Here is a 12,372-nt window from a genome sequence, read left to right as displayed (position 1 = left end):
CGTTAATCTAAAATCTAAAATTATTATGTCAATATTAATATACGCAGAATCAGCAGAAGGAAAATTTAAGAAAGTAGCTTTCGAATTGGCTTCTTATGCTAAAAAAATTGCAGAAACAACAGGACAAACCGTTACAGCAATCACTGTAAACATGAGCGATGTTTCAGAACTTGCAAAATACGGAGTAGATAAAGTACTAAAAGTTACCAACGATAAATTGGCTAATTTTACAGCAAAAGCTTACGCCGATGCCATCAAACAAGCAGCTCAAAAAGAAAGTGCAAAATTAGTTTTGTTATCTTCATCAACAGACAGTTTATACCTTGCACCATTAGTATCGGTAGCGCTTGACGCAGGTTTTGCTTCAAACATAGTTGGATTACCAGTAAACATGTCACCGTTTCAAGTAAAAAGAAATGCTTTTTCTAACAAAGCTTTCAATATCACCGAAATAAATACTGATGTAAAAGTATTGTGTTTAGGTAAAAACTCTTACGGAGTTTTCGAGAATACTGGTTCAGCCGCTGCCGAAGATTTTGCTCCAAGTATTTCTGATGCCGATTTTGGTGTCAAAGTACAGTCTGTAGAAAAAGGATCCGGAAAAGTAACCATTGCCGATGCTGACGTAGTAGTTTCAGGTGGTCGTGGTCTTAAAGGACCAGAAAATTGGGGATTAATCGAAGATTTAGCCGCTGTTTTAGGAGCTGCAACCGCTTGCTCTAAACCAGTTTCTGACTTGGGTTGGAGACCTCACAGTGAGCACGTAGGACAAACCGGAAAACCTGTAGCGACAAATTTATATATCGCAGTAGGAATTTCTGGAGCTATTCAGCACATTGCAGGAATCAACTCATCAAAAGTAAAAGTAGTTATCAATGCTGATGCTGATGCACCTTTCTTCAAAGTTGCCGATTACGGAATTGTAGGAGATGCTTTCGATATTCTTCCAAGATTAACCGAAAAATTAAAAGCTTTTAAAGCACAAAATAGCTAGTTTTCAATTAGAAAATTACAATCAAAAAAAACTATCTAATTATTTTATTAGGTAGTTTTTTCTTTTAAGAAGCAAAAGTTTTTTGTTACTTTGCAATACAAATTTTAGGTTATTTTAATAAATCTAAAATCTGATCCAAGCGCCAGCGAATTGGCGAAGCAAATCTAAAATCCAAAGATGAGTTTAGTAAAACTAACAATAAAAGGAATATCATACAGTCAGACACAAAACGGTGCCTACGCACTTATTTTGAATGAAGTAGATGGCGACCGAAAATTACCAATTGTAATTGGCGCTTTCGAAGCACAATCAATCGCAATTGCTCTCGAAAAAGAGATAAAACCACCTCGCCCACTGACTCATGATTTGTTTAAATCCTTTGCAGATAGATTTGATATTGTAATCAAACAAGTTATTATTCACAAATTAGTAGATGGCGTTTTTTACTCCAGCATGATTTGTGAACGTGATAAAATTGAAGAAATTATCGATGCCAGAACTTCCGATGCTATTGCACTAGCACTACGTTTTAACGCACCAATTTTTACTTACAAAAACATCTTAGACAAAGCAGGAATTTATCTAAAAATAAATCCAGATTCAGAAAATCTAGAACATGACTTAGATAGCGTACTTTCTGCTTCCGAACCTTTTTTAGAAGAAAGTAACGACAGTAAAAATTTGTTTTCAAAACACAGTTTATCGGAACTTCATGAAATGTTAGAAACTGCTGTAAATGATGAAGATTACGAAAAAGCAGCCAAAATAAGAGACGAAATCTCGAAAAGAGAATTATAATGTGGATTTGGTTATTCGAATCAACAAATAACCAAATCAACAAATAACCGAATCAACAACGATGAAGCAATATTTAGATTTAGTAAAACACGTTCTAGACAACGGAACACAAAAAGGCGACAGAACAGGAACAGGAACAAAAAGTGTTTTTGGTTACCAAATGCGTTTCGATTTAGCCGATGGTTTTCCTATGGTTACGACCAAAAAACTACATCTAAAATCTATTATTCACGAATTGCTTTGGTTTCTGAAAGGAGAAACAAATATTGCATATTTACAAGAAAATGGAGTAAAAATTTGGGACGATTGGGCAAACGAAAATGGCGAATTAGGACCTGTTTACGGACACCAATGGCGCAATTGGAATAGCGAAGAAATTGACCAAATCACCGAATTGATAGACACTCTAAAAACCAACCCAAACAGTCGTAGAATGTTAATTTCTGCTTGGAATCCTTCAGTTTTACCAGACACTACTAAATCATTTGCAGAGAATGTAGCCAACGGAAAAGTAGCTTTACCTCCTTGTCATGCTTTTTTTCAGTTTTATGTTTCCGAAGGAAAATTATCTTGTCAGCTATACCAGCGTAGTGCCGATATTTTCTTGGGAGTTCCTTTTAACATTGCTTCTTACGCATTATTTACAATGATGCTTGCTCAAGTTTGCGATTTGCAATTGGGAGAATTTATTCACACTTTTGGCGACGCACACATTTATAACAATCATTTCGAACAAGTTGAACTGCAATTATCTCGTGAGCCATTACCATTACCAAAAATGATTTTAAATCCTGAAGTGAAAAATATTTTCGATTTTAAATTTGAAGATTTTACACTAGAAGGTTACGAAGCACATGCTCATATAAAAGGAGCGGTTGCTGTATAAAAAATCATTAAAACCCACACATGAAAAATTACCTTTTTATTATATTTTCACTTTTTGCATCTTCCCTTTTTGCTCAAGATAATAATGACAAAAAAATATTTTTAGATTCTTTAAATCAAGAAACAACTGAAGAAAGCTATAAATATTATCGAATAATTAAAGATTACGCGCTAGAAAAGGACAAATACGAAATAGTTGATTATTACTTAAATAATCATATAAAACATCAAGGTTTTTCCCATAGCAAATCTGGGAGATTAAAAATAGGACAACACAAAGAATTTTATGAATCGGGAAATTTAAAAAGTGTAACAAACTATAACAATGAAAATAATAATCCAACTGGCAATTATTTTTCATTATATGAAAATGGAAAAAAGGAGATTGATGGAGAATACACACAGATAACAAAAGATAATTTAAATAAAGAGTCCGTTATAAAGATAATTTCCTATTGGGACGAAAATGAAAATCAAAAAATTGTTGAAGGAAATGGATTTATGATCGAACGTGGTGAATTCGAAAATTCGAGAGGAGAAATAAACGGAGGTTTTAAAGATGGTATTTGGAAAGGCATTGATTTAAGATATAAGATTCAATTTGTTGAAAAATATGAATTGGGCAAATTTATGGGAGGAGTAAGCCGAGATGCTCTAAACATAGAATTTGGCTATTTAGAAATAAACAAACCGCCTGAATTTATAGGAGGAATGCACGCATTTGGAATGTACATTGCGCATAACTATAAAACACCATCTATTCAAAAAAGCATAAAAGGAAAAATATTTTTAGGATTTACTATAGGTGTTGGAGGAGAGATTGAAGACATAAAAATCATTCAATCCCTAGAAACAGATTTAGATACTGAAGCAATTCGATTAATTAAAACAACTAGTAATCTTTGGACGCCTGGAGAGTATAGAGGAATTAAGCAAAAAATTAAATTTTCATTGCCAATAAATCTTAACTTCCAGAATGACGATTAATAAAATCGAAAAAAAAACACAATTCAAATTTAAATTCTATCTTTAAATCCTTAAAATAAGTTTTTATGGAAAACACTCAACACGAACAATACGAATATGCCAGACAACGTTTGAAGCAAAAAAAACGACTGTATTATCATTTTGTTTTCTTTGTATTGCTCAGTATATTTTCTATAATTATAAATAAATTATTGGGAGTTTACCCAGAAACACATTGGTTTTTATGGGTAATTACTATTTTAAGTTTTTTGTTTGTCTTGCATTTTATTCGGGTTTTTATTACCGATAGTTTTATGAACAAAAACTGGGAACGCACACAAATAGACAAGCTCATTGCCAAACAAGAGCGAAAAATAGAACAACTACAAAAAGATTTAGACCAAAATAATAATTAATGATTACAATTATTGCAGCTGCTGGCGAGAACAATGAATTAGGAAAAGACAACCAAATAATTTGGCACTTACCTGATGATTTCAAAAGATTTAAAGCCTTAACTTCAGGTCATTATATTATTATGGGAAGAAAAACCTTCGAAAGTTTTCCAAAACCATTACCCAATCGAACTCATATTGTCATTACTCGAAACAAGAATTACAGTGTTCCCGACGGTTGTTTTGTAGTCGATTCTATCGAAAAAGCCATAGCCATTTGCCCAAAAAACGAAACAATTTTTATTATTGGCGGTGGCGAAATTTACAAACAATCTATAAATATGGCTGATTGTATCGAGCTCACACGTGTACACAATACTTTTGATGCCGATGCTTTTTTCCCAACAATAGATTCAACAAAATGGGAGTTGGTTTCTTCTCAATTTCATGATAAAGACGAGAAGCACGACCATTCTTTTGCTTTCGAAACTTATAAGAAAATTATCTAATTCAAATAATCGCAGGAATTTTTAAAACCAAAAAAACACCTCAGAAATGAAGTGTTTTTTATGCTAATAAGCTGTTTTGATAAAAAATCTAATTCGACAGTCAAAATCTATTTTGTTTTCTATTGTTCAACTAAACTTATATTAGCCAATAAAAAACGGAAAAAATTCTATAACGTTGTACCCCCAAATACCACTAAGAAAGTACAGAAAAAACTAAAATTTCCAAAAACAAATTTAACCAAAGAACGTTTGTGCACTTTTAATTACAATTGAAAAAAAACAATTGCCGATTCTGATGAAGAAATGTAACAAATTGTGCTAACTCATTACATTAATCTAAGATCATTAGATAACAATCATCGAAAGAACTTAATTAGATAGTAAATTTAAAAAAACACAACAAACCCCACAATACCAGATATTTGGTATTTTTGCATATACCTAATTTTAGTTAGAAATGCGACAAAAAAGTTTAATTTACCGATGATTTACCATTTTCTAAACATTCGGAATTTAATTTTATATTTGCTAAAATATTTTTTATGTCTATTAGCACAAAACCGTACAAAGATTCTGAACTTGGAAAGAAAGAACAGGTCGCAAAAATGTTTGATACCATTTCGTCAAAATACGACAACCTGAATAGAGTAATCTCGTTTGGTGTCGATGTAAAATGGCGCAAAAAAATCCTAAAAATGATTGCGGCTAAAAATCCAAATAACATTCTAGATATTGCTACAGGAACAGGCGACTTGGCCATTTTGTTATCTAATACAAATGCTGAGAAAATTATAGGATTAGATATTTCGGCAGGAATGCTCGAAGTAGGAAAACAAAAAATAGCCCACAAAAATTTATCTGATAAAATAGAAATGATTCTAGGCGATTCAGAAAAAATTCCTTTCGATGACAACGCTTTCGATGCAGTAACGGTTGCTTTTGGGATTAGAAATTTTGAAAATCTAGAAATCGGACTTGCCGAAATATTACGTGTCCTAAAACCAAATGGTATTTTTGTCATTTTAGAAACATCAGTTCCTGAGAAATTTCCTTTCAAACAAGGTTACCGTTTCTACACTAAAAACGTTTTACCAATTATTGGCAAAATGTTCTCTAAAGACAAAGTAGCGTATCAATATTTGTCGGATTCGGCTTCTATTTTTCCTTACGGAGAAAAACTGAACAATATTTTACAAAAAATTGGGTTTATAGATGTAAAGCATTTGCCGCAAACATTTGGCGTAGCAACCATTTATTCGGCTTCTAAAAAATAATTATACAATTGATCATTCACAAAATGAGTAAAAAACTCTTATTAATATTAATAATTATAACTTCAACCGTTAGTAACGCACAGGTTTTTAGCAAAAGCATGTTTGCAAAAAAAGCGCTTGTAAATCTTGAAAATTTCGATAAACAAAGAGTGCATTTTGGGTTTTATTTGGGTTTTAATAATTATGATTTTAAAATCGACAAAAAATACGACGACGAAGATATTATTGTAGATAGTCAAACTGGTTTTAATGTTGGATTAATAACCAATTTGCGCCTAACAGATTATGTCGATTTGCGTTTTGAACCTGGATTGTATTATGGTCAGAGAAATTTGCGTTTTCCTCATATTACAGATAATGTTGATGCGCTTCGTGAGGTAAAATCTACTTATATTCATTTTCCGTTATTGCTAAAATTTTCATCAAAAAGAATCGGAAATGTTAGACCTTATGTACTTGGCGGTCTTTCGTGGGATATGAATTTATCTAGTAACGCCAACTCGCCAGACGATAATTCGAGCAATAGATTCCGAATGGTAAAAAAAACCAGTAATTACGAAATGGGGCTTGGAATAGATTTATATTTCGAATATTTTAAATTTTCGCCTTCTATAAGAGGTGTTTTTGGAACGAAAAACGAATTAATCCCAGACAATGACCCAAACAGTCCTTGGACAGGAAATATAGATAAAATTGCGACTCGAGGCATTTTTATAAACTTCGCTTTCCACTAACAATTTCTCTTAAATTCGCTCAAAACAATTGCTGTTGCTGTTGCGACATTAAGACTTTCGGTAAGTTGTAGGTTTCCAAAACGAGGAATAGCAATTTTCTGTGTTACTTTTTCTTCAATTATTTTAGAAATTCCGTTGGCTTCGTTACCTAAAACTATAATTCCAGAAGTGGGTAATTGCATTTTATATACATTTTCGCCATCCATAAAAGTTCCAAAAATTTCTGTTTTTGCTTCGGCTAAATACGATTCTAAACCTAAATATGTAATATTTACTCTAGCGACAGATCCCATTGTGGCTTGTACTACTTTAGGATTATACACATCGACAGTTTGTTCGGAACAAACAATTTGAGTAATCCCAAACCAATCGCACAAACGTATTATTGCACCTAAGTTTCCAGGATCACGGATATCGTCTAACGCAACTATCAATCCGTTGTTTATTATTTGTTTTTCCTGTGGGATTCTAAAAACTGCCAAACAATCATTAGCTGTAGTCAATGCAGTTATTTTTTTTAAATCAGAATCAGAAATAATTGTTTTTTTTGATTCTGAAACATCAGGAAACATGGGTTTAGTAATGTATAGATGTTCTAATTCGAAATTAGATTGCAACAATTCCTGAATCACTTTTGTGCCTTCGGCAAAAAATAATTGGTGTTGTTTCCTATATTTTTTTTGAACTAAACTCGTTATAAGTTTTATTTGGTTTTTACTAACCATAAAAAAGTGTATTTTTGAACTAAATTTCAGAATCGTTTGAGCAATATTACTACAAAAATATCATTATTTATTCTAATTGTGGCACTTATTACTGCGTGTAATGTGGTAAAAAAAGTTCCTGATGATAAACACCTTCTGCTTAAAAATGAAATTTTGGTAAACGGAGAAAAAAATTCGAAAGAAGATATCGTTTTACAATTAGTGCAGCAACCCAATACTTCAATTTTTGGCTATAAGTTGCGGTTGAATATGTTCAATCTTTCTAAAAACAATACAGACTCACTTTTTAGAGCAAAATATATTGCAAATCCAGCAAAATACAAACGACAATCAAAATGGCTTTCTAAAAAACAGGTTGACAGACTAGGACAATCTTTTTGGTATTCTGGCTGGCATAGTTTTTTGAGACGAACTGGCGAACCACCTGTAATTATTGACACATTGAAAGCAAAGCGATCATTAAAACGATTGAAAGCTTATTATTTTAACCAAGGTTTTTTTGATGCCGACGCTAAATTTACTGCAAATTATCAAGAGAATAAACGAGGTGATATAAATTATACTGTAACTACTGGAGAACCTACTTTTTTAGATACTATTTCGCGCGAAATTGAAACACCAGCACTCGATTCGTTGTATTTGCTTTCTAAATCTAAATCTTACATCAAAGAAGGGCAGCAATACAAAGCAGAAAACTTTAGTAACGAACGTTCTCGAATTACTAATTATTTTAGAAATCATGGTGTGTATTATTTCCAACAACAAAGTGTTTATTTTGAAGTTGATACTTTAAATCCAAATCACAAAGCTCCTGTAAAAATCAATATTACTGATAAAGTTACCAAGATTGGCGATTCTACTCAATCGAAACCTTATAAAATATATCGCATCAGTCAGGTTAATATTTTTACAAATGATATTGACACAAAAAACAAATTACAAATTGCAGATAGTGCAACTTATAAAAATTTTAATCTTTATAGCACAAACAAATTAAGATACAGGCCAAAAGCCATTGCCGATGCTGTTTTTATACAAAAAGACAGTTTGTATAATGATGAAAAGAGAACCTTAACATTGCGTTCATTAAGCAACTTACAAGTCTTTAATTATCCTAATATTGTGTATGTTGAAGACACAATAACGCAAACACTTAAAGCGAATATTTATTTGACTTCAAAAACAAAATTTCATTTTGATGCCAATGCCGATTTTACGAGATCTAATATTCAGATTTTTGGTATAACGGGAGGTTCGGCGGTCTCTATTCGTAATCTTTTTAGAGGTGCCGAAACATTACAAATAGGATTTCACGGTAATATTGGTTCTTCAAACGACCCAACAATTGCAGAAAACAGGTTTTTTAATATCTCAGAAGTCGGAGCTGATATGAGATTAACTTTTCCTAGAATTTTTCTTCCCTTCGGAACTGATAAAATTATTTCTAAAAGCATGTTGCCTTCCAGCATTATTAGTATTGGTTTTGCAAAACAAACAAATATTGGTTTAGATAAAGAGAATCTAACTGCAGCCATAAATTATAATTGGACACCAAAGAAAAACACAACCGCAAAGTTCGATTTAGTAAACGTTCAATATGTAAAAAATATTAATATTGCCAATTATTTCAATGTCTACGGCTCGACCTATAATCGATTAAATAGTTTAGCAAAAATATACAACAATAACGATATCGACCTTACTAAAGAAGATGGTGGTGCCGATAACTTTATCAATAGTGTATTAGCCAATCAATATCCTCTTTTAACACCATTGACTGATGATTATAAATCGATAAAAAGCATCAAAGAAAGAAAAGACCGACTCACTGAAAACAATTTAATTTTTGCAGCAAATTTTGGTTATGCAAAAGATTCTAAATCTGATTTTTTTGACAAAGAATTTTATAGTTTTAGAGCAAAATTAGAAAGTGCCGGAAACTTACTTTCACTAACTTCTAACCTTCTTAAAGAACCTAAAAATAGTGACGGAACTAGAAATGTTTTCGGATTACAATATTCACAATACCTAAAAGGAGAATTCGATTATGTAAAAAATTGGGATTTAACAAACGGGAAAATATTTGCCGTACGAAGCTTTTTTGGACTAGCAGTTCCTTACGGAAATTCTAAATCAGTTCCTTTTGCAAGAAGTTATTTTGCCGGAGGATCTAACGACAATCGAGCTTGGCAATCTTATAGTTTAGGCCCAGGAAGCTCTGGAGGATTAAACGATTTTAACGAAGCCAATATGAAAATTGCACTAAATGCCGAATTTAGATCCAAGTTATTTGGAAATTTAAACGGAGCACTTTTTGCCGATTGTGGTAATATTTGGAATGTTTTAGACAATGAAACCGATGAAACTAAAGTTTTTTCTGGGATTTCTTCGCTAAAAAGTTTAGCCTTAGGAACAGGATTTGGATTTAGATATGATTTCAAATTCTTTTTGCTTCGACTAGACTTTGGTTTCAAAACCTATAATCCAGCAAAGCCAGAAACCCAAAGATGGTTTAAAGAATTAAATTTAAGTAAAACTGTACTAAATATTGGTATAAACTATCCGTTCTAAAAGTAAATTTGTAATTTTGTAAATCTTTAAAAATTAAAAAAATGGCGCATAATATAAAATCAGGCGTAGCCACAGGAGATCAGGTTCAAGAAATTTTTAATTATGCCAAACAAAAAGGGTTTGCATTGCCCGCTGTAAATGTTGTTGGTTCAGACACTATAAATTGTGTAATTGAAACCGCAGCGAAACTAAATGCTCCCGTAATCATTCAGTTTTCTAATGGAGGAGCGCAATTTAATGCTGGTAAAGGATTATCTAATGCAAACGAAAAATCAGCAATAGCTGGCGGAATAGCCGGTGCAAAACACATACATACTTTAGCGGAAGCTTATGGAGCAACCGTAATTCTTCATACCGATCATTGCGCAAAAAAACTATTACCTTGGATAGATGGTTTACTTGATGCTTCTGAAAAACATTTTGCCGAAACAGGAAAACCATTATATTCTTCTCACATGATTGATTTGTCTGAAGAACCAATCGAAGAAAATATCGAAATTTGTAAAGCTTATTTAGCTCGAATGAGCAAAATAGGAATGACTTTAGAAATCGAATTAGGAATTACTGGTGGCGAAGAAGATGGTGTAGATAACTCAGACGTAGACAGTTCTAAATTATACACACAACCTGAAGAAGTAGCTTACGCATACGAAGAACTAATGAAAATTTCTCCTCGTTTTACTATCGCAGCAGCTTTTGGAAACGTGCACGGTGTTTACAAACCTGGAAATGTAAAACTAACTCCAAAAATCTTGAAAAACTCTCAAGATTATGTTCAAAATAAATTCAATACAGATGCAAATCCAGTAGATTTTGTTTTTCATGGTGGTTCAGGTTCAACACTCGAAGAAATTAGAGAAGCAATAGATTATGGGGTTATAAAAATGAATATTGATACCGATTTACAATTCGCTTTTACCGAAGGAATTCGTGATTATATGGTAAAAAATATCGATTATTTAAAAACCCAAATTGGAAGCCCAGACGGAGCAGAATCTCCAAACAAAAAACACTACGACCCAAGAAAATGGCTTCGTGAAGGCGAAATAACTTTCAATACAAGATTAGAACAGGCTTTTGCCGATTTGAATAACGTAAATACATTATAAATTAACAATTGATAATTGACAGTTAATAATTATTCATTGTCAATTATCCATTATCCATTAAAAATATGAGTTGGTTTAAAAGAAAAGAAAAAGGAATTACTACGGCTACCGAAGATAAAATGGATGTACCGAAAGGACTTTGGTACAAATCACCTACGGGAAAAATTGTTGATGCCGATGAGCTAGCGAGAAACCTTTGGGTAAGTCCAGAAGACGATTTTCATGTTCGTATAGGAAGCGCCGAATATTTTCAGATATTGTTTGACAATAACGAATTTACAGAGCTTGATGCTAATATGACATCTAAAGATCCACTAGGATTTGTAGATACTAAAAAATATGCTGATCGTTTAGTAGATGTGATGCACAAAACAAAACTAAAAGATGCAGTTCGTACTGCTGTTGGAAAATCGAAAGGACGTGACTTAGTGGTTTGCTGCATGGATTTTGCCTTTATTGGTGGTTCGATGGGAGCTGTTGTAGGAGAAAAAATCGCGAGAGGAATAGACCATTCTATCAAAAATAACATTCCATTTGTTATGATTTCTAAATCTGGTGGAGCACGTATGATGGAAGCTGCTTATTCATTGATGCAATTAGCAAAAACCTCAGCAAAACTAGCACAATTGGCCGAAGCAAAAATCCCGTACATCTCGTTATGTACCGATCCAACAACTGGAGGAACAACCGCTTCTTACGCTATGTTAGGTGATGTAAATATTTCTGAACCAGGAGCCTTAATTGGTTTTGCAGGTCCTCGTGTTGTAAAAGATACCACTGGAAAAGATTTACCAGAAGGATTTCAAACTGCAGAATTTGTCTTAGAACACGGTTTCTTAGATTTTATTACACCAAGAAAAGAACTGAAAGACAAAATAAATTTATACTTAGATTTAATTTTGAATAACGAAGTTAGATAAATAAAAAAATCCTGTTTCAATTGAAACAGGATTTTTTTATTTGATTACGTTTTCATAATTTCTTTTTCAAGCCTATCAAAATTTTCTTCATTTTTTGGTTCGGCGAACGGTCGGATTTTGTTGCATTCTTCAACAGTTTCGAAAATCATTCGAAACGATATTTTAGTTTTCGAATCAGCAATTTTTTCAAACGCAATTTCCATATCAAATAAAGGTTTCGAAATCCTTTTCCAACTTACAAATTCGTTTGGCTTAACAATTTTAAAGACCGAAGAATTCTCATAATTACCTTTTTCAGGCCCATGCATTGTCAAAATCCATTTTCCGCCAGGTTTTAAGTCAAATTCATGAATTGTGTTTGTGAAACCATTTGGTCCCCACCAATTTTTTAAACGAGATGGATCATCAAAAGCTTTGTAAACTTCCTCAACTGGAGCGTTTAAAATTCTAGTGCTGAAAATTTCAAGATTAGATTGTGAATTCATATCTATT

At 32.5% G+C, this 12,372-nt stretch carries 13 protein-coding genes; 11 read left to right on the top strand and 2 right to left on the bottom strand.

What is annotated here, in order from left to right:
• The first annotated feature begins 25 nt into the window (after nucleotides 1-25).
• The 8 genes from BM053_RS06810 (at nucleotide 26) to porT (ending at nucleotide 6,555) form a co-directional block, all read left to right on the top strand.
• On the top strand, nucleotides 26-994 hold the full coding sequence (locus BM053_RS06810) for an electron transfer flavoprotein subunit alpha/FixB family protein (RefSeq protein WP_091475448.1): 969 nt from the start codon (nucleotides 26-28) through the stop codon (nucleotides 992-994).
• A gap of 177 nt (nucleotides 995-1,171) precedes the next feature.
• A complete protein-coding gene (locus BM053_RS06805; RefSeq protein ID WP_091475445.1) occupies nucleotides 1,172-1,792 on the top strand; it encodes a bifunctional nuclease family protein in 621 nt (206 codons plus the stop codon).
• A 61-nt stretch (nucleotides 1,793-1,853) separates the two neighbouring features.
• Complete coding sequence (locus BM053_RS06800; protein WP_091475443.1) at nucleotides 1,854-2,678, top strand: thymidylate synthase; 825 nt, start codon at nucleotides 1,854-1,856, stop codon at nucleotides 2,676-2,678.
• A 20-nt stretch (nucleotides 2,679-2,698) separates the two neighbouring features.
• Nucleotides 2,699-3,664 carry an energy transducer TonB gene (locus BM053_RS06795; protein WP_091475441.1) on the top strand — a complete coding sequence of 322 codons (966 nt, stop codon included), beginning with the start codon at nucleotides 2,699-2,701 and terminating at the stop codon, nucleotides 3,662-3,664.
• A gap of 65 nt (nucleotides 3,665-3,729) precedes the next feature.
• Nucleotides 3,730-4,059: a 2TM domain-containing protein gene (locus tag BM053_RS06790; protein ID WP_091475440.1), complete on the top strand. Its 330-nt coding sequence runs from the start codon at nucleotides 3,730-3,732 to the stop codon at nucleotides 4,057-4,059.
• Entirely contained in the window at nucleotides 4,059-4,547 is a 489-nt protein-coding gene (locus BM053_RS06785) for a dihydrofolate reductase (RefSeq protein ID WP_091475438.1), read from the top strand. Before BM053_RS06790 ends, BM053_RS06785 begins: the two co-directional genes overlap by 1 nt.
• A 542-nt stretch (nucleotides 4,548-5,089) precedes the next feature.
• Entirely contained in the window at nucleotides 5,090-5,821 is a 732-nt protein-coding gene (gene ubiE / locus BM053_RS06780) for a bifunctional demethylmenaquinone methyltransferase/2-methoxy-6-polyprenyl-1,4-benzoquinol methylase UbiE (RefSeq protein WP_091475436.1), read from the top strand.
• Nucleotides 5,822-5,844: 23 nt separating this feature from the next.
• Complete coding sequence (porT, locus tag BM053_RS06775; protein ID WP_091475433.1) at nucleotides 5,845-6,555, top strand: type IX secretion/gliding motility protein PorT/SprT; 711 nt, start codon at nucleotides 5,845-5,847, stop codon at nucleotides 6,553-6,555.
• Here porT and BM053_RS06770 read toward each other — a convergent pair.
• Nucleotides 6,552-7,280, bottom strand: coding sequence for a TrmH family RNA methyltransferase (locus BM053_RS06770; protein WP_091475431.1), 729 nt, complete (start codon nucleotides 7,278-7,280; stop codon nucleotides 6,552-6,554). The genes porT and BM053_RS06770 overlap by 4 nt on opposite strands.
• 36 nt (nucleotides 7,281-7,316) lie before the next feature.
• On the opposite strand from BM053_RS06770, the gene tamL reads away from it, so the two are divergent.
• The 3 genes from tamL to accD all read left to right on the top strand — a co-directional run bounded on the left by tamL (nucleotide 7,317) and on the right by accD (nucleotide 11,880).
• On the top strand, nucleotides 7,317-9,851 hold the full coding sequence (gene tamL / locus BM053_RS06765; RefSeq protein ID WP_091475428.1) for a translocation and assembly module lipoprotein TamL: 2,535 nt from the start codon (nucleotides 7,317-7,319) through the stop codon (nucleotides 9,849-9,851).
• 41 nt (nucleotides 9,852-9,892) lie between these two features.
• Nucleotides 9,893-10,960 (top strand): class II fructose-bisphosphate aldolase, encoded by a 1,068-nt coding sequence (gene fbaA / locus BM053_RS06760; protein ID WP_091475425.1) that lies wholly within the window; start codon nucleotides 9,893-9,895, stop codon nucleotides 10,958-10,960.
• Between the two features lie 65 nt (nucleotides 10,961-11,025).
• The gene (accD, locus tag BM053_RS06755) at nucleotides 11,026-11,880 is read left to right on the top strand and encodes an acetyl-CoA carboxylase, carboxyltransferase subunit beta (protein ID WP_091475423.1); all 855 of its coding nucleotides are present in this window, start codon (nucleotides 11,026-11,028) and stop codon (nucleotides 11,878-11,880) included.
• A gap of 44 nt (nucleotides 11,881-11,924) precedes the next feature.
• On the opposite strand, the gene BM053_RS06750 is transcribed toward accD, so the two are convergent.
• Nucleotides 11,925-12,365, bottom strand: a complete 441-nt coding sequence (locus tag BM053_RS06750; protein WP_091475421.1) for an SRPBCC family protein — start codon at nucleotides 12,363-12,365, stop codon at nucleotides 11,925-11,927.
• Nucleotides 12,366-12,372 lie beyond the last annotated feature (7 nt).

Origin of the sequence: Flavobacterium swingsii (assembly GCF_900111965.1) — a bacterium.
GTDB lineage: Bacteria > Bacteroidota > Bacteroidia > Flavobacteriales > Flavobacteriaceae > Flavobacterium > Flavobacterium swingsii.
The sequence above is the reverse complement of the archived record's forward strand: the minus strand, read 5'-3'. Positions and strand labels throughout refer to the sequence as shown.